Raw genomic sequence first — 25,309 nt, forward strand, 5'->3', positions numbered from 1 at the left:
TCCAAGAGCGCCAAAAGGGCTGCTCACCGGCAATCCGGGCACAAGCCACCGGGCTGAGCCAGAAGGCAGGAGACCCCACCCCAGATGACGGACCGACCCGCGCAGCGCACCCCCAACCGCCAGCTCGCCGCGCTCATCGCAGAAGCGGGGTTCTCCAACGCGGGTCTGGCCCGTCGCGTCGACCAGCTCGGTCTCGAACACGGGCTGGATCTCAGATACGACAAGACATCCGTCACCCGGTGGCTGCGCGGCCAGCAGCCCCGGGGCACCACCCCCGCCCTGATCGCGGAGGTCTTCACCCGGCGCCTCGGCCGCCGGCTGACCGCGCAGGACCTGGGGCTCGACGCGTGCGCCCCGGTCTACGCCGGGCTGGAGTTCGCGGCCACCCCCGAGGAGGCCGTCGACATCGTCAGCGGGCTGTGGCGCAAGGACTCCGGCAGCCACGCCGAGCTCCGGAAGATCGCGTTCACCCCGGCCGGGCTCGTGGTGCCCAGCCGGGACTGGCTGATCGGCCGCGCGGACGACAAGGTGGCCCGCGGCGAGCCGGCACCGGGGGCCACGGCGACGGTCCGGGTGCCGGCGCAGCTGCGCCCCGCCCCGTCGCCCAAGCAGACGGCACCCGTGCCGGGGCGGCCGCGCGGACAGGCCGACCGCGGACCCGGCCAGAAGGTCACCGGCGGCGACATCGCCGCGCTCCGCTCGGTCGGCGAACTCTTCCGCACCCTCGACGACGCCTACGGCGGCGGGCACGCGCGCCAGGCGCTGGTGCGCTACCTGGAGCACGAGTGCGAGCCGATGCTGCGCGGCACGTACGGCGAGCAGACCGGCCGCCGGCTGTTCGGCGCGGCGGCCGACCTGACCCGGCTCGCGGGCTGGACGTCGTACGACATCGCCGCGCACGGCCTGGCCCAGCGCTACTTCGTCCAGTCCCTGCGGCTGGCCCAGGCGGCCGGGGACCGCGCCTACGGCTCCTACGTCCTGGTCACCATGAGCCGTCAGGCGGTCTACCTCGGCCACGGCCGGGAGGCGGTGCAACTGGCCCGGGTGGCCCAGCAGGGCGTCGGCACCAGCGCCCCGCCGGTCGTCCAGGCGCTTCTGCACGCGGCCGAGGCCCGGGCGCACGGGGTCCTCGGGGAGGTGCGGGCGTCCACCGGCGCGCTGGTGCGGGCCGAGCGCGCTCTGGAGGCGGCGCGTCCCGGCGACGACGTCCCCCACTGGGCGCGCTTCTTCGACGAGGCGCAGCTGGCCGACGAGTTCGGCCACTGCCACCGGGACCTCCAGCAGTTCCGGGCGTCCGCCCAGCACGCCGAGCGCTCCCTGCAACTGCGTGCGCCCTCCTACGCCCGCAGCCGCCTCTTCTGCCGCGTCGTCCTCGCCACCGCCCGCCTGGGCCTCGGCGAACTCGACCAGGCCTGCGCGCTCGGCGTCGAGGCGGCGGGCGCGGCCGCGGAGATGCGCTCCGTCCGCGCGCTCGAGTACGTCAAGGACTTCGAACGCCGCCTCGAGCCCTACAAGGACGCGGCCCCGGTAAAGGGCTACCGCGACAAGGTCGCCGCGCTGGGCTGACGGGACGCTGCGCCGGGCTTGGGCCGACGGGGCTGTGTCTCTTTTCCGCCGCGCCGGCGCTCAGCCACGACGGTGTTGTCCGGCGGTGCCGAGCCGGGCGTTGCCACTCGCCGTTGCGGGTGGCGGTGATCGGCTCGGTGCCGCGCCGTCGTGGCTGGTCGCGCCCGCACGGCGGGGCCGCATATCAGATGCAGCCCCGCGCCCCTGAGGGGGCGCTATGCGGCTCGGCGTTGCAACGGCTCCGCTGTGTGCAAGGAGCCCGCTGCTCCCAGGTCGGCCACTATCGCGGCCGTGGCCCGGTGGGCCGAGTGGAGGGCTCCCTGGACGGTGCTGGTGTCGCGGTGGTCGCCGCAGACGTAGAGGCCGGCGAGGAGGCGGACGGGGCGGTGGAGGTCGTGTGGGGGGCGCATGGCGGGGATCGCCCCGGGGGTGTGGTGGACGGCGAGGGTCTCCCAGCGGCGCGTCGAGGTGCCGTAGAGGCGGGCGAGGTGCATGCGGACCGAGGTGTCGATGTCGGAGGGGGGCGTGCCGAGGACCGTGGAGGAGATCAGCGCGCGGCCCTGCGGCGCCCGGCTCGGGTCGATGTTGCTGACGACCGAGGTGTGGGAGACGGGACCGCCCCGGTCGGCGTCCAGGAGGAGGGACGTGCCGGTGGTGAGGGCTGACGGCTCGTCCGTCGTGTGGTGGACCACCGTCACCTCGTGGAAGTCCGGGACGCGCAGGCCCGGGAGGAGTTCGGCGGCGGCGCGGGCGTCCGTGGCCAGCAGGACCGCACGGCAGCGGATCACGCCGTGCTCGGCCGTCGTCACCGAGGTCGTGGAGACCGAGGTGACCCGTACGCCGGTGTGGACCGTGCCGGGCGGGAGGGCGCGGGCGAGGAGGTCGGGCAGGACCTCGGCGCCGCCCTCCGGCACGCACAGCCGGCCGCTCGCGAAGGAGCGCAGGGCGAGGTCCGCGCAGCGGCTGGACGTCGTCAGCCCGGGGTCGCAGAGCAGGGCCGCGAGCAGCGGGCGCAGGAAGCCGTCGATCGTGCGGGCGGATATCCCGCGTTCCGCCAGGGCGTGGGCGGCGGGGAGTTCGGGGCGGGCCAGGAGCCGCTCGACGGGGGTGGCGGCCAGGCGGCCCAGCGCGGCGCCCAGGCGTGCCTGGTCGACCGCGCTCCCCATCGGCGCGGTCGCCCGCGCCGGGGCCACCGCGGAGCCCCTGGGGGCGCTTGCCAGGGCGCGCACCGCATACAGTGCGCCCCTCGCGCTCCCTGTGCCCGCCGGAGCGCCCGCCCGGTGCCTGCGCCCGTCGCGATGCAGCAGCACGCCGGGCGCGAACCGGCGCAGAACCAGGGCGTCCAGTCCCGGTGTGAGCCGTAGCTCCGGGTAGGACGTGGACAGGAGCTGCCCGATCCGGTCGAGCCGGAAGCCGTCGACCTTCTCGGTCGACATCCGTCCGCCGACGTAAGGGGCGGCCTCCAGGACCGCGGTCGTTACTCCTGCGCTGTTCAGCCGATGAGCCGCGGAGAGTCCGGCGATACCGGCTCCCACGATGACGACGTCCGCCTGGTACGCGGGCTCATGCACGAGGCCCCTCCTCGATTGCGCGTCCGGTGGAGACGTGATGCCCCCAACCCGCTCCGGGGATACCCGAGTTCGGGTCGAGGTTAAGACGGTGATCGGTCAAGGGCAGTCGCGCATGAACAGGGCACGGTCGCACGCCGGTCGCATACGGTCACATGGGCCGTCAGGCTGCGCGGATCGCGTCCTCGATGCCCGGGAACGCGAACGTGAACCCCGACTCCAGCAGCCGCTTCGGCACCACCCGTTGACTGCCCAGGACGTCCCCGGCCATCTCGCCCAGCGCGGCCCGCAGCACGGGGGAGGGGACCGGGAAGAGAGCCGGGCGGCGCAGCACCCGGGCCATCGCCGCGGTGATCTCACGGTTCGTCAGCGGCTGGGGCGCGGTGAGGTTGAAGGGGCCGGACAGGCCCTCGGTGTCCATCAGGAACCTGATCGCGGCCACCTCGTCGTGCAGTGCGATGAACGACCAGTACTGGCCGCCGTCGCCCAGCCGGCCGCCGAGTCCCGCCCGGAAGAGCGGGAACAGCCGGCCCCAGGCCCCGCCGCCGCGGGCGACCACCAGACCCGTGCGGGTGAACACCGTCCGTACGCCCGCCTCCTGCGCCGGGGCCGCCGCCTCCTCCCACTCCACACACAGCGACGGCAGGAAGCCGTCCCCGGGCGGGGCGTCCTCGTCCACGGCCCGGTCACCGGTGTCGCCGTAGAAGCCCATCGCGCTGCCGCTCACGAACACCCGTGGCGGCTCCGGAAGGGCCGCCACGGCCTCCGCGAGCGCGGCCGTGCCGAGGACCCGGCTGTCCCGGATCTCGCGCTTGTACGCCGCCGTCCAGCGCCGGTCGCCGATCCCGGCCCCGGCCAGGTTCACCACCGCGTCGCAGCCGATCAGCCCGGCCGCGTCCACGTACTGCCCCTCGGGGTCCCAGCAGACCTCCCCGGTGCCGTGGGAGGCGCGCCGCACCAGGCGCACCACCTCGTGCCCGTCCGCCCGCAGGGACCGCACCAGGGCGCTGCCGATGAGGCCGGACGCACCGGCCACCGCGATACGAGAACGTTCCATGCGTCCCAGCATGCCGGTGCGGACGGCGGAAAACCCGATGGGGTCCGGGGGTCGGCCGTCCTAGGGTGATCCGCATGCCAGAGCCGTACATACGCACCGCCCTGCCCGACGACGACGAGGAACTCTCCGCCCTCGACCGTGCCACCTGGTCGTACCTGCACGCGGTGCTGCCCGAGCCGCAGCCGCCGTACGACCCCTTCTTCAGCGAGCGGCACGCCCCCGAGGACACCCTCGTCGCCGAACTCGACCGGCGCATCGTCGGCTATGTGCGCCTCGGGTTCGCCTACAAGGTCGCCTCCAACGCCCACGTCCGGCAGATCCAGGGCCTCGCCGTCGCCGAGGAGGCCCGCGGCCGGGGGGTCGCCCGGGCACTGCTGCGGGCCGTCATGGAGGAGGCCCGCCGCCGGGGCGCCCGCCGGATCAGGCTGGGCGTCCTCGGGCACAACGCCCCGGCCCGCCGGCTCTACGAGTCGGAGGGCTTCGCCGTCGAGGGCGTGCTGCCGGGGGAGTTCCTCCTGGACGGCGAGTACGTCGACGACGTGATCATGGGCCGGTCGCTGTGACGGTCGTGACGGTCAGGACGTGATCAGCTCGCCCGTGTCCACCGGCCGCGTCGCGTCCGCCCCGCGCTGCGCGTCGGTGGCCACCTCGTCGGCGGTCAGCACGTACCCCGTCTCGTTGTCCGAGGTGGAGCGGGCGAACACCACGCCGTACACCTTGCCGCCGGTGGTCAGCAGCGGGCCGCCGGAGTTGCCGGGGCGGACCGTGGAGCGGATCGAGTAGATCTCCCGGGTCACGGTGGCGTCGCTGTAGATGTTCTGGCCGGTCGCCTGCACCTTGTTCGCCACCGTGGCCGCCTGCAGGTTCAGGTCGCCGTCCTGCGGATAGCCGGCCACCACCGCCGAGTTCCCGCGCGCCGCCGAGGTGTCGAACCGCAGCACCGGCGCGCGCAGCTGCGGCACGTACAGCACCGCCACGTCCCGGTCCGGGTCGAAGAGGACGACCTCCGCGTCGTACGCCGGCCCGACCCCGCCGATCCGCACGCTCGGGTTGGAGATGCCGGCCACCACGTGGGCGTTGGTCATCACGTGCTCCGGCGCGTACACGAACCCGCTGCCCTCGCGGCCCTGGGTGCCCTGGGTGCCCTCGATCTTGACCGTGCTGCGCTTGGCCGCGTTCGTGGCGGCCGCCGTGACGTTGTCGCCGGAGGGCTTGGCGACCTGGGCCGTCGACTCGTTCTCGAACGGGTTGAAGACCTGCGGGAAACCCGCCTCGGTCAGCGCCGAGGTGGCCCGCGAGAACCAGGCCGGAGTGGTGTCCGGCATGGTGTTCTGCACCGCGCCGAGCAGCTTCGAGTCCCGGATCGCCGTCGTCACCGCGGGCGACGAGGAGGCACCGAGGACGCTCGCCGCCACCCAGGCCACGATCAGCACCGCCACCGAGTTGGCGAACGCCCCGCCTATCCCGTCGGCCACCCGCAGCGGACCCTCGTCCAGCTCCCGGCGCAGCCGCAGCGCCAGCCGCCCCGCCAGCTCGTGCCCCACCACCGCCGGCACCAGCACGGTCAGCACCGCGACCACCGTCGCCGTCGCCGTGCCCCGGGTGACCAGCTCCATCACCCACGGCAGCACCCACACGCCGATCACCGCACCGCCGACGAACCCGGCCAGCGAGACGCAGCCGGCCACCAGCCCGCGCCGGTAACCGGCCGCCGCGTAGACGAGGACCACCAGTACGAGCACCAGGTCGAGCAGGTCCACGGAGCCGCCTTTCTCTCGGTGCCCTCACATACGGCCGGGACAGGCCCGGTGATCAGTTCACGCGCGCGGGGACCCCGGGAACCGGCCACGCGTGCGTGTACCTCCTGAAACGCCACGGACCAGGACGATGGTTCCACCAGGTGGCACAGCACACATCGCGGGCGCGGGGGGCCGACCCGAGAGTGGGTGCCATGCGTGTCTTCCCAAGAGCGGGGCGGCGCACCCGGCTCACCGTCCTGACGCTGCTCGGCTGCCTGCCCGGCCTCGCCGCGGTCCTCGCGCTGGTGCTGTGCGCCCAGGGCGCCGACCGCCCCGCCCCGATCCGGCTGGCCGCCCCCGCGCCCGCCAGCCCCGCCACCCGCTACCGGGCGCCCCGGCCGCACATCGTGCCGCGCTCGGCCTGGCTGGACGCCACCGTCCGCCGCACCCAGCCGCCCCCGCGCTACGACGACCAGGTCGTCGCCGTCTTCGTGCACCACACCGACTCGCCCAACGGCTACTCCTGCGCCCAGGCACCCGAGATCATCCGCCGCCTCTACACCGGCCAGACCGGCGACCGCGCGTGGGACGACATCGGCTACAACTTCCTCGTCGACCGCTGCGGCACCATCTACGAGGGCCGCGCGGGCGGTGTCGACCGCGCCGTCACCGGCGCCCACACCCAGGGCTTCAACCACCGCACCGCCGGCATCGCCGCGCTCGGCACCTTCACCGCCGGAGTGCCCGTGCCGCGCGCGATGACCGACGCGATCGCCGCCCTGACCGCCTGGAAACTCGGCCTCGCCGACGTCGACCCGCGCGCCGGCGCCCGTCTGGTCTCCAGCAACGGCCTCAGCCGCTACCGGGAGGGCACCGCCGTCGCCCTGCCCGCCGTGGCCGCCCACAAGGACGGCTACATGACCAACTGCCCCGGCGCCGCCCTCACCGAGCGCCTCCCCGAGATCAGGGAGGCGGCCGCCCGGCTGCAGGGCAGGGTGCCGACAGCCACGAAGGCGGCTACCGAATCTCCGGTGAAGGCGCCGATGCCTTGATCCGCCGTGCTAGGCTTCCGGCGTCGCGGCGGGACACGCCGGTGGGGCGACACCGCTCAGGCGGTCGAGCGTCCGTGAACCTCAACTCCTCGGAGTTGGAATCCTCCTGCTTCCAGCAGGGGGAGGATGTCAAAGGAACGCCATAGGCGGCACGCAGGTCGTTCAGATCCCCGCGTCCTACAGTCAAGGACATCAGCAGTCGACTGGAGGTGGGGATCATGAACAGCAGTCGTACCGAAGCCCGTACGGAGACCACGCAGGGCACGGAGAAGGCCGGCCGGGTCAGGTCGTCCCGGGGACCCTGGGCGGTGGTCTGCGCGGTCGCGACGGTCGTCCTCGGCCCGGCCGCGGTCACCGCGTCCGCCCTCGACCAGGCCAACGCGGCGCCGATGCACCACGCGGTCAAGGCCGAGCAGACGCAGGCGTACATCCCGTCGGACGCCACCCGCCGCCGTACGGCCGCCTGACGCTCACTCCTTGAAGCGGTCCCAGAGCCGGGGGAACCGCTCGGCGAGCGCCCGCTCGTTCTCGAAGTCGACCGGGGTGCCCTCCGGTTCGGAGGGCGCGGGGGCGATGCCCAGGTCCGGGGCCACGGTCCCGGTGAGCTGCTCGTACGCCTCGTCCGCCGCGTACCCCAGCTCCTCGCCGTCGCCGTCGATCTCCTCGTCGAAGTCGTCCAGCAACTCCGCGAGGGTGTCCGGATCGTGCACGGCGCCCTCGAAGACGTCCCGGCCCTGGCCGATCAGCCAGCACCGGAAGAAGTCGAACGCGTCGTCACTGGCCCCGTCCAGCAGCACCCAGGCGGCGCCCCACAGGTCCCAGCGGTAGGCGCGGTTGTAGCGGGCCTCGAAGTGACGGGCGAAGTCCAGCACCAGGTCCGGCTCCATCTGGAGCAGCCGTTCCACGAGCAGGTCGGCCTGGTCCTCCGGGTCCCCCTCGGCGGCCTCACGGGTGGCGTCGACCAGCTCCCAGAACTCCGTCTCGTCCATCACGGGTCCAGCATCGTGCCTGGGCGCCGGGGCCGCACGCGGAGTGGTGCGGATTGTTATCCGCCGTCGCCCTGCCGCGCGTAGAGCTCCGCCAGCCAGACCGCGTCCGCCGCGAAGCGCGCCCGCAGCCGGGGCGGCGCCAGCACCTCGGCCTCCGGGCCGAGCGCGGTCAGCTGGCCGTGCGCGACCTCCTCGTTCTCCACCGGCAGGGTCACCGTCACCCACCCGTGCGCGTCCGGGGCACCGGCGCCCGCGAGCGCCTGCCGGGCGGCGACCGGATCGACGGCGTACGGCAGCCTGCGCACGCCGACCGCCGACAGCCGCACCACCACCTCGGCGTGCAGGAGCGAGCGCGCGAACTGCTCCGCCCGCCGGTTCCAGAACCCCGGCAGGTCGAACTCCTCGTCCCGCCCGAACCGCTCCTCGCCGGCCTCCACGGAGGTGAACCGGTCGATCCGGTACACCCGGTAGGAGTCGCTCTCCGTGACCCGCGCGCACAGGTACCAGACCCCGGCCTTCAGCACGAGCCCGTACGGCTCCAGCTCCCGCCGCACCTCCGACTCCCCGCGCCGGTAGCGTGCGACGACCCGCCGGTCGTCCCACACCGCGTCGGCCACGTCGGGCAGCAGCGCCGGGGTCTCCGGCTCGGTGAACCAGTTCGGCGCGTCCAGGTGGAAGCGCTGGGAAGCCGTCCGCGAAGCGTCCCGCAACGACGGCAGCAGCGCGGCGGACACCTTCAGCCGGGCCGCACTGGCCGCGTCCTCCAGACCCATCTCCCGCAGGGCGCCCGGCACCCCGCTCAGGAACAGCGCCTCGGCCTCGTTCCGGCCCAGCCCCGTCAGCCGCGTCCGGTACCCGCCGACCAGCCGGTAGCCGCCCCCGCGCCCCCGGTCCGCGTACACCGGAACGCCCGCCTCCGACAGCGCCTGCGCATCCCGCATCACCGTCCGCTCCGACACCTCCAGCTCACCGGCCAGCTCGGCGGCGGTCATGGCGGACCGGGACTGCAGGAGGAGCACCATCTTGATGAGTCGGGCGGCGCGCATACGTCTCATGATGCCGGGGCGCACCGACAGCGTCGGCCGCGAGCGGTTCGGCAGGAAGCGGTGAGCAACCACGACAGCGCGGCCCGGGAGTCCGGACCGCGCTGCCGTGATGACGTCGGCTTTCCTACAGCCCGTACTTCTCCCGGGCTTCCTTCACCGCCGTGGCCTTGACCTCGCCGCGCCTGGCCAGCTGCGCCAGGGCTGCCACGACGACGGACTCCGCGTCCACGCCGAAGTGGCGGCGGGCCGCCTCACGGGTGTCGGAGAGACCGAAGCCGTCGGCGCCCAGCGAGGACCAGTCCTGCTCGACCCACTGCGCGATCTGGTCCGGGACCTGGCGCATGTAGTCGGAGACGGCCAGCACCGGGCCCTCGGCACCCTGCAGCGCCTGACGGACGTACGGCACCCGCTCCTCGCCGCGCAGCAGGGCCGCGTCGGCCTCCAGCGCGTCCCGGCGCAGCTCCGTCCAGGAGGTCGCCGACCAGACGTCGGCCGCCACGCCCCACTCCTCGGCGAGCAGCCGCTGCGCCTTCAGCGTCCAGTGGATCGCCGTACCGGAGCCGAGCAGCTGGATGCGCGGGGCGTTGGCCGGGACGGTCACGCCCGCGGACTCCGCCGTGTTGAAGCGGTACAGACCCTTGACGATGCCCTCGTCGATACCGAGCCCGGCCGGCTTCGCGGGCTGCGGGAGCGGCTCGTTGTAGACGGTCAGGTAGTAGAAGACGTTCGGGTCCTCACCGGGGGCCGGCTCGCCGTACATCCGGCGCAGACCGTCCTTGACGATCGTTGCGATCTCGTAGGCGAAGGCCGGGTCGTACGACAGCGCCGCCGGGTTGGTCGCGGCGATCACCGGGGAGTGGCCGTCGGCGTGCTGGAGGCCCTCGCCCGTCAGGGTGGTACGGCCGGCGGTCGCGCCGACGAGGAAGCCGCGGCCGAGCTGGTCGCCGAGCTGCCACATCTGGTCGGCGGTCCGCTGCCAGCCGAACATCGAGTAGAAGATGTAGAACGGGATCATCGCCTCGCCGTGCGTCGCGTACGCGGTGGACGCGGCGATGAAGTCGGCCATCGAACCGGCCTCGGTGATCCCCTCGTTGAGGATCTGGCCGTTCTTGGCCTCCTTGTAGTACATCAGCTGGTCACGGTCGACCGGCTCGTACGTCTGCCCCTTGGGCGAGTAGATGCCCAGCGAGGGGAAGAGGCTCTCCATGCCGAAGGTGCGCGCCTCGTCGGGGACGATCGGCACCCAGCGCTTCCCGGTCTCCTTGTCCCGGACCAGGTCCTTGACGAGCCGGACGAAGGCCATGGTCGTCGCCACGTTCTGCGAGCCGGAGCCCTTGTCGAAGGAGGCGAAGGCCTTGTCGGCGGGAGCGGGCAGCGGGGCCAGGGCGTGCGTACGGCGGGCGGGGGCCGGACCGCCGAGGGCGGCGCGGCGCTCCTGGAGGTAGCGGACCTCGGGGGAGTCGGCGCCGGGGTGGCCGTAGGGCACGACCCCGTCGACGAAGGCGCTGTCCGGGATCGGCAGCTCCAGCAGCTCCCGCATCGTCTTGAACTCGTCCACCGTCAGCTTCTTCATCTGGTGGTTGGCGTTCTTCGACGCGAAGCCCTCGCCGAGGGTGTGGCCCTTGACCGTCTGGGCCAGGATCACGGTCGGCGCGCCCTTGAACTCGACGGCGGCCTTGTAGGCGGCGTACACCTTGCGCGCCTCGTGACCACCGCGCGAGAGGTGGAAGCACTCGAGGATCTTGTCGTCGCTCAGCAGCTTCGCCATCTCGGCGAGCGCCGGGTCCTTGCCGAAGAAGTCGGCGCGGATGTAGGCGGCGTCGCGGGTCTGGTACGTCTGCACCTGCGCGTCCGGTACCTCGCGCAGCCGTCGTACCAGCGCACCGGTGGTGTCGAGCTGGAACAGCTCGTCCCACGCGGTACCCCACAGCGTCTTGACGACGTTCCACCCCGCGCCGCGGAACTGGGCCTCCAGCTCCTGCACGATCTTGAAGTTGGCGCGGACCGGGCCGTCGAGGCGCTGCAGGTTGCAGTTGATGACGAAGGTGAGGTTGTCGAGGCCCTCACGGGAGGCGAGTGCGAGCGCCGCCGTCGACTCGGGCTCGTCCATCTCGCCGTCGCCGAGGAACGCCCAGACGTGGGACTGCGAGACGTCCTTGATGCCGCGGGCGGTCAGGTAGCGGTTGAAGCGGGCCTGGTAGATGGCCGAGAGCGGGCCGAGGCCCATGCTCACCGTCGGGAACTCCCACAGCCAGGGCAGGCGGCGGGGGTGCGGGTACGACGGGAGGCCGTTGCCGCCGGCCTCCTGGCGGAAGTTGTCGAGGTGCGCCTCGGTCAGCCGGCCGTCGAGGAAGGCGCGGGCGTAGATGCCGGGGGAGGCGTGGCCCTGGATGTAGAGCTGGTCACCGCTGCCGTCCCCCTCCTTGCCCTTGAAGAAGTGGTTGAAGCCGGTCTCGTACAGCCAGGCGGCGGAGGCGAAGGTGGCGATGTGGCCGCCGACGCCGTGTTTCGAGCCCCGGGTGACCATCGCGGCCGCGTTCCAGCGGTTCCACGCGGTGATCTTCCGCTCCATCTCCTCGTCGCCCGGCACGGCGGCCTCGGCGGCGGTGGGGATGGTGTTGACGTAGTCGGTCTCCAGCAGTTTCGGCAGCGCGATGCCGTCCGCCTCGGCGCGCTCCAGCGTGCGGCGCATCAGGTACGCGGCGCGGTGCGGCCCGGCCTCCCTGGCCACGGCGTCCAGTGAGGCCTGCCATTCGGCGGTCTCCTCAGGGTCCCGGTCGGGGAGCTGGTCGAGCGCGCTCGGCTGGATGGCCTGGGGGTCGGTCATGTCGCCGCCTTCCTCAGTCGAAGGGGGTTCCCTCATCGGTAAGGGTTCGGGGTGCCCTTGGTCTTTGGCAGGACAGGGCAGAGGGCCCGGGTGCGAGCCCGTCGGCGACTCTAACTCCCTGATCGATGATCGATCAAAGGTTTCAAGGGCAAAACTTCTCGATTCCGAGAAAGTCGGCACGGGGTGCCTTCGGCGATGGCACCGGGTGACGCTCCAGACGGGGGTTTCCGCAGGTGGGGCGGCGTGTGAGCGGGGGAGCGCTCTTGTGTGGGAGGGGCTCGACGCCATGTCTTGTCCGCCGCGCCGGCGCTCAGCCGGGACGGCGTTTTCGGCGGTGCCGAGGTTGCGGTTGCGGGTGGCGGTTGCCGACCTGGTGCCACGTCGTCGTGGCTGGCCGCCCGGTTCCTCCCCCAGCCTTCGGCCGGGGGTACCTCCAGCGCCTCTGGCGCTCAGCCGCGATGGCGGTCTTCGGCGGTGCCCGGCCCGCCGTAACCCCCGCGGCTCACGGCCTCGGGGCGCAGCCCAGGACGTGGGACTTCACGATGTCGGCGATGCGCGGGTCGCGGCGCTGGAAGGCGGCGACCAGTTCCTGGTGCTCCTCCGCGTACGACTGCTGGACCGTGCCCAGCCAGCGGATGGACAGGGCCGTGAAGACCTCGATGCCCAGGCCCTCCCAGGTGTGCAGGAGGACCGAGTTGCCGGCCGCCCGGACCAGCTCCCGGTGGAAGCCGACCGTGTGGCGGACCTGCGCCGTGCCGTCGGCGTTCCGGTCGGCCTCGTAGAGCGCCGCCACGTGCGGTTCGAGCGCCGAGCAGTCCTCCGCCAGCTGCTCCGCCGCCAGCTCCGCCGCGATCGCCTCCAGACCGGCCCGCACCGGGTAGCTCTCCTCCAGGTCCGCCGCCGTCAGGTTCCGCACCCGCACGCCCTTGTTCGGCGCGGACTCGATCAGCCGGAGGGACTCCAGCTCCCGCAGCGCCTCCCGCACCGGCGTCTGGCTGACCTCCAGCTCCGTGGCGATCCGCCGCTCCACGATCCGCTCGCCCGGCTTCCAGCGCCCGCTGACGATTCCCTCCACGATGTGCTCGCGGATCTGTTCGCGCAGCGAGTGGACGACGGGCGCGGTCATGGGAGCTCCTTAAGGGCGTTTGACGTTTAGACAATAAGGCCGGACCGCCTTGCGGGAGAGGCGCACGGGGGCGCTTTCGTGCAGGTGAGACGAGACTTACACGACGGTGCCCCGCCCGGAGGAACTCCGGGCGGGGCACCGTGGGGGACCTGCCGAGGCCTACAGACCGAGCTCGACCTCGAACTCGCCGGCCTCCAGGATCGCCTTCACGGCCGTCAGGTAGCGGGCCGCGTCGGCGCCGTCCACCAGGCGGTGGTCGTAGGACAGGGTCAGGTACGTCATGTCGCGGACGCCGATGACCGTGCCCTCCTCCGTCTCGATGACGGCCGGACGCTTGACCGTGGCACCGATGCCGAGGATCGCGACCTGGTTCGGCGGCACGATGATCGTGTCGAACAGCGCGCCGCGCGAGCCGGTGTTGGAGATGGTGAAGGTCGCGCCGGACAGCTCGTCCGGGGTGATCTTGTTGGCGCGGACCTTGCCGGCCAGGTCGGCCGTGGCCTTGGCGATACCGGCGATGTTGAGGTCGCCCGCGTGCTTGATGACCGGGGTCATCAGGCCCTTCTCCGAGTCCACCGCGATACCGACGTTCTCGGTGTCGAAGTAGGTGATCGTGCCCTCTTCCACGTTGATCCGGGCGTTGACGGCCGGGTGGGCCTTCAGCGCCTGGGCCGCCGCCTTCACGAAGAACGGCATCGGGGAGAGCTTGACGCCCTCGCGGGCCGCGAACGAGTCCTTGGCCTGGGCGCGCAGGCGCATCAGACGGGTCACGTCCACCTCGACGACCGAGGACAGCTGCGCCTGCTCGTGCAGCGCCTTGACCATGTTGTCGCCGATGACCTTGCGGATGCGGGGCATCTTGACGGTCTGGCCACGGAGGGGGGAGACCTCCAGCGCCGGGGCCTTCTTGGCAGCGGCGGGGCCCCCGGCAGTCACAGCAGCGGCGGGAGCCGGAGCGGCGGCGGCGGCCTTCGCGGCCTCGGCGGCGGCGAGCACGTCCTGCTTGCGGATCCGGCCGCCGACGCCGGTGCCCTTGACGGCGCCCAGGTCGACGCCGTTCTCGGCGGCGAGCTTGCGCACCAGCGGGGTGACGTAGGCACCCTCGTCGACCGGAGCGGCCGGAGCCGGGGCCGGGGTGACGGGGGCGGCGGCCACCGGCGCGGGGGCCGGGGCCGGGGCGGCCGGAGCCGGAGCGGCGGCGACCGGCGCGGGGGCCGGGGCGGGCGCCGGGGCGGCCGGAGCCGGGGCCGGGGCGGCGGGCGCGGGAGCCGGAGCTGCCGGGGCGGGCGCGACCGGGGCAGCGGCGACGGGCGCCGGGGCCGGAGCGGCCGGGGCCGGGGCAGCCGCCGGAGCGGCACCCGGGGCGCCGATGACGGCGAGCTTGGCGCCGACCTCGGCCGTCTCGTCCTCGCCGACCACGATCTCCAGCAGGACACCGGCGACCGGCGCCGGGATCTCGGTGTCGACCTTGTCGGTGGAGACCTCGAGCAGGGGCTCGTCCTCCGCGACCTCCTCGCCGACCTGCTTCAGCCAGCGGGTGACGGTGCCCTCGGTGACGGACTCACCGAGCGCGGGCAGGACCACGTCCGTGCCGGACGCGCCACCGGACGGAGCGGCGGGGGCAGCGGCGGCGGGGGCCGGGGCGGGGGCGGGGGCCTCGGCGACCGGCGCGGGGGCCGGGGCGGCCGGAGCCGGCGCGGCGACGGGCTCGGCGACCGGGGCCGGAGCGGCAGCCGGGGCACCGGTGCCGTCGTCGATGATGGCCAGCTCGGCGCCGACCTCGACCGTCTCGTCCTCGGCGACCTTGATCGAGGCCAGGATGCCCGCGGCGGGGGCCGGGATCTCGGTGTCGACCTTGTCGGTCGACACCTCGAGCAGCGGCTCGTCGGCCTCGACGCGCTCGCCCTCGGCCTTCAGCCAGCGCGTGACAGTGCCCTCGGTGACGCTCTCGCCGAGCGCCGGAAGGGTTACGGAAACCGCCATGGTTTCGGTTGCTCCTTACGAATTGCGGAAGTCTGAGTCGTCGCTTGTGTCGACCGAGGGTCAGTCGTGCGAGTGCAGGGGCTTGCCGGCCAGGGCCAGGTGGGCCTCGCCGAGCGCCTCGTTCTGCGTCGGGTGAGCGTGGATGAGCTGGGCGACCTCGGCGGGCAGCGCCTCCCAGTTGTAGATCAGCTGGGCCTCGCCGACCTGCTCGCCCATGCGGTCGCCGACCATATGGACGCCGACCACGGCACCGTCCTTCACCTGGACGAGCTTGATCTCGCCGGAGGTGTTGAGGATCTTGCTCTTGCCGTTGCCCGCCAAGTTGTACTTCAGAGCGACGACCTTGTCCGCACCGTAGATCTCCTTGGCCTTGGCCTCGGTGATGCCGACGGAGGCGACCTCGGGGTGGCAGTACGTCACCCGCGGCACGCCGTCGTAGTCGATCGGGACGGCCTTCAGACCGGCCAGGCGCTCCGCCACCAGGATGCCCTCGGCGAAGCCGACGTGCGCGAGCTGGAGCGTCGGGACCAGGTCGCCGACGGCGGAGATGGTCGGGACGTTGGTCCGCATGTACTCGTCGACCAGGACGTAGCCCCGGTCCATGGCGACACCCTGCTCCTCGTAGCCGAGACCGGCGGAGACGGGCCCGCGGCCCACCGCGACCAGCAGGACCTCGGCCTCGAACTCCTTGCCGTCGGCGAGGGTGACCTTGACGCCGTCGGCGGTGTACTCGGCCTTCGAGAAGAAGGTGCCCAGGTTGAACTTGATGCCGCGCTTGCGGAACGCTCGCTCAAGAAGCTTGGAGGAGTTCTCGTCCTCGACCGGGACGAGGTGCTTGAGGCCCTCGACGACGGTGACGTCGGCACCGAAGGACTTCCACGCGGAGGCGAACTCGACGCCGATGACACCGCCGCCCAGGATGATCGCGGACTTCGGCACGCGGTCCAGGACGAGGGCGTGGTCGGAGGAGATGATGCGGTTGCCGTCGATCTCCAGACCGGGCAGCGACTTCGGCACGGAGCCGGTCGCCAGCAGGACGTGGCGGCCCTGGATGCGCTGGCCGTTCACGTCGACGGAGGTCGGGGAGGAGAGCCGCCCCGTGCCCTCGATGTACGTCACCTTGCGCGAGGCGATGAGACCCTGCAGACCCTTGTACAGGCCGGAGATGACACCGTCCTTGTACTTGTGGACGGCGGGGACGTCGATGCCCTCGAAGGTGGCCTTGACGCCGAACTGCTCGCTCTCGCGGGCCTGGTCGGCGATCTCGCCCGCGTGCAGCAGGGCCTTGGTGGGGATGCAACCCCGGTGCAGGCAGGTACCGCCGACCTTGTCCTTCTCGATCAGGGCGACGTCCAGGCCCAGCTGCGCCCCGCGCAGGGCCGCGGCGTAACCGCCACTACCACCGCCGAGGATCACTAGGTCGAAAACGGTGCTGGCGTCGTTCGCCACGTCACGTCCTCCATGCATGTGCGCCGTACGCCGGGCACCTTTTCCCCATACGGGTGGTTGACCGGTCGGTCGGCTGGTGTCCGGCCGCTCTTCTTCGGCCCTGTGGGTGGGGCCCTGTCCTGCCGAGCCCCATCTTCGCACTTGTCGGAGGTGAACGAGACGCGGGGCCGGGGTGTGAGACACCACACGCTCACGTGTGAGAAGGGGCACGTGGTCCCCCTCAGGGGCGCGGGGCTGTATCGATATGCGGCTCCGCCGCGCGGGCGCGAGAAACCCCCACGGCCCGCAGTCGCCCTATGACGGAATGGACCGAGCCAAGAGGCGACGGGACCCCGCCCTACCCGCGCGCGAGGTCCCGTCGGCAACATCAGCCCAGGTCACCCTCGGCCGTCAGCTCCGCCAGCCGCACCAGCGTCCGCACCGCCGACCCCGTCCCGCCCTTCGGCGTGTACCCGAACGGCCCGCCCTCGTTGAAGGCAGGACCGGCGATGTCGAGGTGCGCCCAGGTGATCCCCTCGCCCACGAACTCGCGCAGGAAGAGCCCGGCGACCAGGCCGCCGCCCATCCGCTCGCCCATGTTGGCGATGTCGGCGGTCGAGGACTCCATCCCCTTGCGCAGGTGCTCCGGCAGCGGCATCGGCCACGCCGGCTCGCCGACCTCCTCCGCCGCCTCGTGCACCGTGGAGCGGAACGCGTCGTCGTTGGCCATGACCCCGAACGTCCGGCTGCCCAGCGCCAGCATCATCGCCCCGGTCAGCGTCGCCACGTCCACGATCGCGTCCGGCTGCTCCGCCGACGCCGCCCACAGCGCGTCGGCCAGGACCAGCCGCCCCTCCGCGTCCGTGTTCAGCACCTCGACCGTCTTGCCGCTGTACATGCGCAGCACGTCACCCGGCCGCACGGCGGACCCGGACGGCATGTTCTCGGCCAGCGCCAGCCACCCGGTCACGTTGACCTGGAGACCGAGCCGTGCCGCCGAGACGACGGCGGCGAAGACCGCGGCCGCCCCGCTCATGTCGCACTTCATCGTCTCGTTGTGGCCGGCCGGCTTGAGGGAGATGCCGCCCGAGTCGTAGGTGATGCCCTTGCCGACGTAGGCGAGGTGCTTCTCCGCCTCGGGGTGCGTGTACGACAGCTTCACCAGCCGCGGGGTCGCGGCCGAGCCGCCGCCGACGCCGAGGATGCCGCCGTAGCCGTCCTTGGCGAGCGCCTTGTCGTCGAGCACCTGCACCTTGAAGCCGTGCTCCTTGCCCGCGCCCTGCACGATCGCGGCGAACGCGGCCGGCGTGAGGTCGTTCGGCGGGGTGTTGATCAGGTCACGGGCGCGGTTGAGCTCCTCGGAGACGGCGGTGGCGCGGGCCACGGCCGCCTTGTGGGCCGCGTCCCGCGGCTTGCCGCCGAGCAGCGCGGCCTCGGCGAGCGGCGCCTTGCCGTTCTTGGCCTTGGCGGCGCCCGCGGCCTGACGGCCGTTCTCCTTGTACGTGTCGAAGGAGTACGCGCCGAGCAGCACGCCCTCGCCGATCGCGCCCACGGCGGCCGCGTCCTCGACCGGCAGCGCGAAGGCCGCCTTCTTCGCCCCGTTCAGCGCGCGGGCGGCGACACCGGCCGCCCGGCGCAGCGCCTCGGCGGTGTACTCGGCGTCCTTGCCGGGCGCGGCGCCCAGGCCCACCGCGATGACGAGCGGGGCCTTGAAGCCGGCCGGGGAGGGCAGCTTCGTCAGTTCGCCCTCGGCACCCGAGGCACCGAGGGTCTCCAGGACGCGGGCGAGCTTGCCGTCGTAGGCCTCGTCCACGGCCTCCGCGCCCGGCGCTACGAGCAGGTCCCCAGACTTGGAACCTGTGCCCTTGGCGACACCGATCACGATCGCGTCGGCCCGGAGGCCGGGCGCCGCTGAGGTGCTGAGAGTGAGAGCAGTCACGGTGGTGGAATCTCGCTTCCGATGTTGAGTTGCTGTGGCCGAGTGGGTGGGTCGACCGGGCCCGGGAAGCGACCCTAGAAGCTTTCGCGGGGCGCGTTGCGACCGGGGCCTTCACCCTGTCGGCGAACACCCGGGACGAGCCTACGCGTGTGTATGCGTTCGCTCATTCCTGCGGGCGTTCACCTGGGGGTGGCGTCGTCGCCACTTCCCGCCCCTCCCCAGGGGTCACCTGGGACACACTCGTCGGGATCCAGCGGGCGACTTGCCCGTCGCTTCGCATGATGTCCACCGATCCCGCTCTGATCCGCCCTATATCAGGGCGCGCCGGGATCTTCTGGGGGAGGGACCCGCCTTGGCGCACACCGCGCTCCGATGGAGAACCACGGCCATCGCCATAACCGCCGCCGCAGGACTGACCACGCTCGGCGTGGCCGCTCCCGGCGCTTCCGCCGCCACCGCCACACCCCGCATCGACCTCAGGGTGCTGGTCGTCGACAACGGGGACAGCCCAGTCGCGGCCATCACGGCCCAGCTGAGGAGCGAGGGCATCCCGTACACGACCGTCGACCTCAACGACTCCGGCCGCCCGGCGGTCACCGCCGCGTTCCTCGGCGACACGGTGAACGGCACGCCCCGCGCGAGGTTCCAGGGCGTGGTGCTGCCCAACGAGGCTCCCTTCGGGGCGGGTTCGGCCGAACAGACGGCCCTGGAGACGTACGAGAAGACGTACGGCATCCCGCAGGTCGACGCCTACACCTGGGCGCACCCCGAGGTCGGCCTCGACTACGGCGCCTACTCCGGCACGCTCGACGGGAAGACGGCGACCGTCACCACCGCCGGCCGGTCGGCCGCCTTCGGCTACCTCGACGGCACGGTCGCCTTCGAGGACAACTCCCCGTCCGTGCAGGAGAGTTACGGCTACGTCGCCACGCCCCGCACCGGCTTCACCAGCTATGTCGACGTCCCGGTGCTGGGCGGCACGGGCACCGGCAGCCTGCTCGGCGAGTACGCCCACGACGGCCGCCGCGAACTGGTGCTGACCTTCGCCTACAACCAGTACCAGCAGCAGTTCCGGGTGCTGGCCCGGGGCATCGTCGAATGGCTCACCCAGGGCGTGCACCTGGGGCAGGCCCGCAACTACTTCGCCGTGCACGTCGACGACGTGTTCGCCCCCGACGCCCGCTGGGACACCGCCCGCAACTGCACCCCCGGCGACATCGACTGCGCCGGCGGCGACGGCCAGGACACCACCACCCCGATCCGGATGACCGCGGCCGACGCGCAGTACGCCGCCCAGTGGCAGCAACAGCACGGCTTCACCCTGGACATGGTGTTCAACGCGGGCTCCGGCGAAGAGTGGAAGAGCGAGAACGGCGGCAAGGACTCGCTCACCGACCAGTTGCTCGCCGACAAGGCCAAGTACCGCTGGGTGAACCACACCTACACCCACCTGTTCCTCGGCTGCGTCCAGGACACCTCCACCGTGCCGTGGAGCTGCGCCCGCAACGCGGACGGCTCGACCAAGTACGTGTCGGCTGCCGACATCTCGGCCCAGATCCGCGACAACTACGACTGGGCGGTCCAGAAGGGCCTCCCGGTGGACCGCACCGAGCTGGTCACCGGCGAGCACTCGGGCCTGAAGACCCTGCCCCAGCAGCCCGACGACAACCCGAACCTGGCGTCGGCCCTCGCCTCCAACGGCGTGAAGTGGACCGGTTCGGACAACTCCCGCGAGCCGGACCAGCGTTCCGTCGGCAGCGGCACCCTCACCGTGCCGCGCTACCCGATGAACGTGTACTACAACGTCGGCACCAAGCCCGAGATGGCCGACGAGTACAACTGGATCTACACGTCCAAGGCCGACGGCGGCAGCGGGATCTGTGAGAACAACGCGACCTCCACCTGCCTGTCCGCACCGCTGGACACGGCCTCCGGCTACGACGCCACCATCGTCCCGCAGGAGGCCCACACCGACCTCGGGCACGTCCTGGCCAACGACCCCCGCCCGCACTACGCGCACCAGTCCAACCTGGCCGAGGACCGGATCCTGTACCCGGTCATGGACCGCGTGCTCGCCGACTACCAGGCGATCTTCGCCGACAACACCCCGGTCGTGAACCTCCGCGAGAGCGCGATCGGCGCCGAACTCCAGAACCGCGCCAAGTGGCAGGCGGCCCTGGACGCCGGCAAGGTCACCGCCTACCGGATCGGCAAGACGGTGACCATCTCGGCCCCCTCCGGCACCCAGATCCCGGTGACGGCACCGGAGGGCACCAAACAGCAGCAACTGCTCGGCACCTCGACCTTCGGCACGGCCTACGCCGGCGAACGCCAGGCCTGGACCGCGCCCGGCGCCCTGCAGTCGGCGGTCACGCTCAAGCTGCCGTAAGCAGCAGCGCCCCGAAAGGGGCGCTGGGGGTACCCCCGGCCGAAGGCTGGGGGAGGAACTGCGCGACCGGCCCCCACGCACCCGCTCGGGGTCGGCCCGCAGTTCCCGCACACCATCCGCATGCACCAGCAGGGGGGAACCGCGCAGCATGCGCCCGCATACTCGTGTCACCATGCTCACCGAAGGCACCTATCCGCACGTCCACGGCGGCGTCAGTACCTGGTGCGACCAACTCGTCAAGGGCATGCCGGACGTCGACTTCCACCTCGTCTCGCTCACCGGCACCGGCCGCGAACCCGTGACCTGGGAGCTGCCGCCCAACGTCCGCCGGCACACCTCCGTACCGACCTGGGGCCCGCGCCCCGGCCGCGCCCGGGCCCCCTACGGCCGGGCCCGCCGCCACTTCGTCGACGCCTACGAGCGTTTCCTGCTGTCCTTCCTCGACCCGGCCGCACCCGCCGACTTCGGCGAGTCCCTGATGGCACTGGCCCGGCTGGCCCGCGACGGAAGCCTCCCGGCGGCCCTGCGCACGGAGTCGGCCCTCCGCTCGCTGATGTGGATCTGGACGATGCCGCATCTGCCGACCGCCGCCGCCCACCCCACCGTGCACGACGCGCTGACCGCCACCGACCTCCTCGAACACGCCCTGCGTCCGCTCGGCACCCGTGTCCCGGCCGATTCCGTGGCGCACGCGGTCAGCAGCGGTCTGGCCACCCTGCCCGCGCTCGCCGCCCACCACCTCGACGGCGTACCGTTCCTCCTCACCGAGCACGGCATCTACCTCCGCGAGCGCTACCTCGGCTACCGCCGCGACGCCCAACGCTGGCCGGTCAAGGCCTTCATGCTCGGCTTCTACCGCGAGCTGAACTCCTACGGCTACCGGGCCGCCGACCTCATCACCCCCTGCAACCGGTACAACCGCCGCTGGGAGGAGCGCGGCGGCGCCGACCCGGACCGGATCCGCACGGTCTACAACGGCGTCGACCCGCACGCCTTCCCGCACGCGGGCCCGGAACCCGAGGTCCCCACCCTCACCTGGTGCGGCCGCGTCGACCCGATCAAGGACCTCGAAACGCTGCTCCGCGCGTACGCCGGGGTCCGCGCCGAACTCCCGGAGACCAAACTGAGGTTGTTCGGCCCGGTGCCGCCCGGCGGCGAGGACTACCGCACCCGCCTGGAGAAGCTCGCCGCCGAACTCGGCGTCACCGACGGCCTCACCTTCGAGGGCCGGATCAGCGAGGTCTGGAAGGCCTACGCGGCCGGTCACGTCGTGATGCTGTCGTCCATCTCCGAGGGCTTCCCGTTCTCCCTCATCGAGGCCATGTCCTGCGGCCGTACGACGGTCTCGACGGACGTCGGCGGGGTCCGCGAGGCGGTCGGCGACACCGGCCTGGTGGTGCCCCCGCGCGAACCGGAGAAGATGGCGGCCGCCGCCCTGGCCCTCCTCAAGGATGACGAACGGCGGTGGAAGCTGGGGGAGTTGTCCCGGCAGCGGGTCATCGACCGCTTCACGCTCAAGCGCTCGGTCGACAACTTCCGCACGATCTACCAGGAACTGGCCGACCGCTCCGCGACCTACGAACCGGCCCTCGAGACGGTCGCCGACTGGACCGCCGAACTGCGCGACCCCTGGTACGCGGCGGTCGCCACGGAAGGGACCGACTGGTGAGCGGAAGCGTCTCGCTGCCCCCGGAGGCGGCCCCCGGCACCACCCTGCCCGGCATCCCCCGCCAACGGACCGCGCCCAGCTGGGCCGAGTCCGACCCGACCGACGAACTCGCCCGGTCCATCGACGACTTCGTCGCGGCGGCCGTCCACCCGGACGAGATAGCCGCCCTACTGGAGTCCGACGGCCTGTCCGACGCCCAGATACGCGAACGCCACGGCGTCTCCGACTCCTTCGCCCTCGCCGAGAAGCTCTACGACCGCGTACCACGCCGCCATCCCGAACCGGACACCCCGCCCCACGACCCCTGGCGCACCGCCCTGCTGCCCTGCCTCCTCCGCGGCATCCTCTTCGCCCTCCCGGGCCTCGCCTACGTCCTCGGCGCCCCCCTCCTGGCCGGCCCACCCGACCCCCTGGGCCTCCCCACCGGCACCCTCACCCTCCTGACCGGCGCCCTCTGCGGCTGGACCTGGAACCAGGGCCTCGCCCACCGCGCCTACACCTGGCTGGGTCTCGGCGACCGCACCGCGGCCCGCCGAGCCCTCCTCCTCGGCACCCCCACCGGCGCCCTCCTCGGCACCCTGGCCGCCCTCGCCGTGTCCGACACCCCCACAGCCACCGCCTTCGCCGCAGCCCAGTCCTGCTACCTGGGCGCATCGAGCGTCCTCCTGGTGATGGGCCGCGAACGAGCGTTGCTGGCCGCTCTGTCGCCGATGACGGCGGGCGCGCTGGTGGCGCTCGTCCACCCGGTCCCCGAACCGGCGAGCCTGACCCTTCTGCTGACCTCACTGACCGCGGTGGCCACCCTCGCCTTCGTCGAAGTGGCCCCGGCCGTAGCGCCCCGTAAGGGGCGCGGGGCTGTGTCTGACAGGCGGCTGCCGCCGCGTGGGCGCGACCAGCCCCCACGGCGCCGCACCCGACCAACAGCCCCCTCCAACGAACCCCAACTGATCAACTCCCTCCCCTACGCCCTCTTCGGCCTCGCCACCGGCATTCTCGTCGTCCACGCCGCCCTCACCGACCTCCTCACCGGCCAACCCCACCCCACCGTCGCCCTCACCCTCAGCATGGGCCCGGCCGAATGGCTCCTGTACCGCTTCCGCAGCCGCGCCCTCACCGCCCTCCGCACCACCGGCACGGCCGCGGCCTTCCGGCGCGCCACGGCCGGCACCCTCGCCGCCTGCCTGACCGGCTACCTGGCCACCCTCCTCGCCCTGGCCCTCACCCTCGCCGCCCTCTGGCCGCACGCGCCGGACCTCACCCCCGTCCGCCTGGCCGGACTCCTGCTCCTCGGCGCGGTCCTCTGGACCGGCCTGCTGCTCCAGTCCTTCGGCGCCGTCCTCGCCGCCGCGGCGGTGTGCTGCGTGGCCGCGCTCGCCCAGACCCTCGCCCTGCTGACCCACACCGCGGACCCGCACCGGATCGCCGTGGCCGTCCTCGGCGCCGCCGCCGTGGCCCAGACCGCCCTGGTCCGCGCCCGGACGGGGAGGGCGACCGCCCACCGATGAGCACCCTGCTGGTCCCGTACTACGAGCATCCCGCCGTCCGCCCCGCCGAGTGGGACGCGATCGTCGCGGCCGCGCCCCGCCTGCGCGGGGTCGTCCTCAACCCGGCCAGCGGCCCCGGCGAACGCCCCGACCCGGCGTTCGCCGAAGTCGCCGCCAGGCTCCGGGAGTCAGGGGTGCGGGTGCTCGGGTACACGGACACCGACTACGCCCGCCGCCCGCACGCCGACGTCGTCCGCGACCTCACCCGACACCGTGACTGGTACGGCACGGACGGCGTCTTCCTCGACCAGGTCTCCTCCCGCCCGGAGGAGTTCGCCCACTACCGCCGTCTCGCCTCCGCCGCCCGGTTCACCGGCCACACCACGCTGGTCCTCAACCACGGCACCCCGCCCGACCCCTCGTACGCGGCGATCGCCGACGTCCTGGTCACCTTCGAGGGCCCGTGGCCGGCGTACCGCCGTACGGCCTTCGCCCCGCCCCCGCCCGGAGCGCAGGCATGCCATCTGGTCTACGGCGTCCCGGCGGACGCGGACCCGGCGGCGCTCTGCCGGGAGCGCGGGGCCTCGGTGTACTGCGCGGTCCCCGGAGTGGGAGATCATCCCTGGGGTACCCTGCCGCACACCCTGGAGCCCGCCCGGTGAAACCCCGCCCCGTATTCCTGTCGGCCCTGCTCGTCCTGCCGGCCCTGCTCGCCGGCTGCACCCGGGCCTCGGACGACGCCGGGCGCTGGCAGCCGAGACCCGGGGTCAGCTGGCAGTGGCAGCTCAGCGGCCGTGTCGACACCTCCGTCAAGGCGTCGGTCTACGACATCGACGGCTTCGACCAGTCCAGGGCGACCGTCGGCAAGCTGCACGACGCCGGCCGCAAGGTCATCTGCTACCTCTCCACCGGCGCCTACGAGGACTGGCGACCCGACGCGAAGAAGTTCCCCAAGTCGGTGCTGGGGCGCGGCAACGGCTGGGAGGGCGAGCGCTGGCTCGACATCCGCCGCACCGACGTACTGAAGCCCTTGATGGCGGCCCGCCTCGACATGTGCAGGGAGAAGGGCTTCGACGCGGTGGAGCCCGACAACATGGACGGCTACAAGAACCGCACCGGCTTCCCCCTCAAGGCGGCCGACCAGCTCCGCTACAACCGGCTCATCGCGCGCCTTGCCCACGACCGGGGCATGGCGGTGGGCCTGAAGAACGACCTGGACCAGATACCGCAGTTGGTGGGGGACTTCGACTTCGCGGTGAACGAGCAGTGCGCCCAGTACGGCGAGTGCGCGGACCTGGTGCCCTTCGTCAAGGCGGACAAGGCGGTCTTCCACGTGGAGTACGAGCTGCCGACGAGCAAGTTCTGCGCGCAGTCACGGAAGTTGGGGCTCAGCTCGCTGGAGAAGAAGTACGAACTGGGGGTGTGGCGGAAGACCTGCTGAGGCCGG

Annotated in this window: 19 protein-coding genes; 9 read left to right on the top strand and 10 right to left on the bottom strand. The window is 72.6% G+C overall.

Features of this window, described 5'->3' with window-relative positions; all coding sequences use genetic code 11:
- The first annotated feature begins 84 nt into the window (after positions 1–84).
- Positions 85–1,566 carry a regulator gene (locus ACFZDK_RS07800; protein WP_390970814.1) on the top strand — a complete coding sequence of 494 codons (1,482 nt, stop codon included), beginning with the start codon at positions 85–87 and terminating at the stop codon, positions 1,564–1,566.
- 215 nt (positions 1,567–1,781) lie between these two features.
- On the opposite strand, the gene ACFZDK_RS07805 is transcribed toward ACFZDK_RS07800, so the two are convergent.
- A complete protein-coding gene (locus tag ACFZDK_RS07805; RefSeq protein ID WP_390970816.1) occupies positions 1,782–3,137 on the bottom strand; it encodes an FAD-dependent oxidoreductase in 1,356 nt (451 codons plus the stop codon).
- 160 nt (positions 3,138–3,297) lie between these two features.
- A complete protein-coding gene (locus ACFZDK_RS07810; RefSeq protein ID WP_390970818.1) occupies positions 3,298–4,191 on the bottom strand; it encodes a TIGR01777 family oxidoreductase in 894 nt (297 codons plus the stop codon).
- Positions 4,192–4,265: 74 nt separating this feature from the next.
- Here ACFZDK_RS07810 and ACFZDK_RS07815 point away from each other — a divergent pair, with 74 nt between their 5' ends.
- Positions 4,266–4,754, top strand: a complete 489-nt coding sequence (locus tag ACFZDK_RS07815; RefSeq protein ID WP_390970820.1) for a GNAT family N-acetyltransferase — start codon at positions 4,266–4,268, stop codon at positions 4,752–4,754.
- A gap of 12 nt (positions 4,755–4,766) precedes the next feature.
- Here the strand turns inward: ACFZDK_RS07815 and ACFZDK_RS07820 are convergent, their stop codons facing one another.
- Positions 4,767–5,951 carry a MarP family serine protease gene (locus ACFZDK_RS07820; protein ID WP_390970822.1) on the bottom strand — a complete coding sequence of 395 codons (1,185 nt, stop codon included), beginning with the start codon at positions 5,949–5,951 and terminating at the stop codon, positions 4,767–4,769.
- A 191-nt stretch (positions 5,952–6,142) separates the two neighbouring features.
- On the opposite strand from ACFZDK_RS07820, the gene ACFZDK_RS07825 reads away from it, so the two are divergent.
- Both ACFZDK_RS07825 and ACFZDK_RS07830 read left to right on the top strand, forming a co-directional pair.
- The gene (locus tag ACFZDK_RS07825) at positions 6,143–6,982 is read left to right on the top strand and encodes an N-acetylmuramoyl-L-alanine amidase (RefSeq protein WP_390970824.1); all 840 of its coding nucleotides are present in this window, start codon (positions 6,143–6,145) and stop codon (positions 6,980–6,982) included.
- A 218-nt stretch (positions 6,983–7,200) separates the two neighbouring features.
- The gene (locus ACFZDK_RS07830; RefSeq protein ID WP_359225974.1) at positions 7,201–7,449 is read left to right on the top strand and encodes a hypothetical protein; all 249 of its coding nucleotides are present in this window, start codon (positions 7,201–7,203) and stop codon (positions 7,447–7,449) included.
- Between the two features lie 3 nt (positions 7,450–7,452).
- On the opposite strand, the gene ACFZDK_RS07835 is transcribed toward ACFZDK_RS07830, so the two are convergent.
- From ACFZDK_RS07835 to ACFZDK_RS07865, 7 genes are all read right to left on the bottom strand, one after another.
- On the bottom strand, positions 7,453–7,971 hold the full coding sequence (locus tag ACFZDK_RS07835) for a DUF4240 domain-containing protein (protein WP_390971589.1): 519 nt from the start codon (positions 7,969–7,971) through the stop codon (positions 7,453–7,455).
- Positions 7,972–8,027: 56 nt separating this feature from the next.
- Positions 8,028–9,017: a WYL domain-containing protein gene (locus ACFZDK_RS07840; RefSeq protein WP_390970826.1), complete on the bottom strand. Its 990-nt coding sequence runs from the start codon at positions 9,015–9,017 to the stop codon at positions 8,028–8,030.
- Positions 9,018–9,141: 124 nt separating this feature from the next.
- Positions 9,142–11,844, bottom strand: a complete 2,703-nt coding sequence (gene aceE / locus ACFZDK_RS07845; protein WP_390970828.1) for a pyruvate dehydrogenase (acetyl-transferring), homodimeric type — start codon at positions 11,842–11,844, stop codon at positions 9,142–9,144.
- 502 nt (positions 11,845–12,346) lie between these two features.
- The gene (locus tag ACFZDK_RS07850) at positions 12,347–12,970 is read right to left on the bottom strand and encodes an FCD domain-containing protein (RefSeq protein ID WP_390970830.1); all 624 of its coding nucleotides are present in this window, start codon (positions 12,968–12,970) and stop codon (positions 12,347–12,349) included.
- Between the two features lie 159 nt (positions 12,971–13,129).
- Positions 13,130–14,953, bottom strand: a complete 1,824-nt coding sequence (gene sucB / locus ACFZDK_RS07855; RefSeq protein WP_390970832.1) for a 2-oxoglutarate dehydrogenase, E2 component, dihydrolipoamide succinyltransferase — start codon at positions 14,951–14,953, stop codon at positions 13,130–13,132.
- A 60-nt stretch (positions 14,954–15,013) separates the two neighbouring features.
- A complete protein-coding gene (gene lpdA, locus ACFZDK_RS07860; RefSeq protein WP_355726858.1) occupies positions 15,014–16,402 on the bottom strand; it encodes a dihydrolipoyl dehydrogenase in 1,389 nt (462 codons plus the stop codon).
- A gap of 367 nt (positions 16,403–16,769) precedes the next feature.
- Positions 16,770–18,320, bottom strand: coding sequence for a leucyl aminopeptidase (locus tag ACFZDK_RS07865; protein WP_390970834.1), 1,551 nt, complete (start codon positions 18,318–18,320; stop codon positions 16,770–16,772).
- Positions 18,321–18,672: 352 nt separating this feature from the next.
- Between ACFZDK_RS07865 and ACFZDK_RS07870 the strand changes: the two genes are divergently transcribed.
- The 5 genes from ACFZDK_RS07870 (at position 18,673) to ACFZDK_RS07890 (ending at position 25,303) form a co-directional block, all read left to right on the top strand.
- Positions 18,673–20,709, top strand: a complete 2,037-nt coding sequence (locus ACFZDK_RS07870; RefSeq protein WP_390970836.1) for a hypothetical protein — start codon at positions 18,673–18,675, stop codon at positions 20,707–20,709.
- Positions 20,710–20,857: 148 nt separating this feature from the next.
- On the top strand, positions 20,858–22,378 hold the full coding sequence (gene pelF / locus ACFZDK_RS07875; RefSeq protein ID WP_390970838.1) for a GT4 family glycosyltransferase PelF: 1,521 nt from the start codon (positions 20,858–20,860) through the stop codon (positions 22,376–22,378).
- Positions 22,375–23,883 carry a hypothetical protein gene (locus tag ACFZDK_RS07880; RefSeq protein WP_390970840.1) on the top strand — a complete coding sequence of 503 codons (1,509 nt, stop codon included), beginning with the start codon at positions 22,375–22,377 and terminating at the stop codon, positions 23,881–23,883. Before pelF ends, ACFZDK_RS07880 begins: the two co-directional genes overlap by 4 nt.
- On the top strand, positions 23,880–24,524 hold the full coding sequence (locus ACFZDK_RS07885) for a spherulation-specific family 4 protein (protein WP_390970842.1): 645 nt from the start codon (positions 23,880–23,882) through the stop codon (positions 24,522–24,524). The genes ACFZDK_RS07880 and ACFZDK_RS07885 overlap by 4 nt, the downstream gene beginning before the upstream one ends.
- A complete protein-coding gene (locus tag ACFZDK_RS07890; RefSeq protein WP_390970844.1) occupies positions 24,521–25,303 on the top strand; it encodes an endo alpha-1,4 polygalactosaminidase in 783 nt (260 codons plus the stop codon). The genes ACFZDK_RS07885 and ACFZDK_RS07890 overlap by 4 nt, the downstream gene beginning before the upstream one ends.
- The last annotated feature ends 6 nt before the right edge of the window (positions 25,304–25,309 follow it).

Origin of the sequence: Streptomyces sp. NPDC007901 (assembly GCF_042959465.1) — a bacterium.
Taxonomy (GTDB): Bacteria; Actinomycetota; Actinomycetes; order Streptomycetales; family Streptomycetaceae; genus Streptomyces.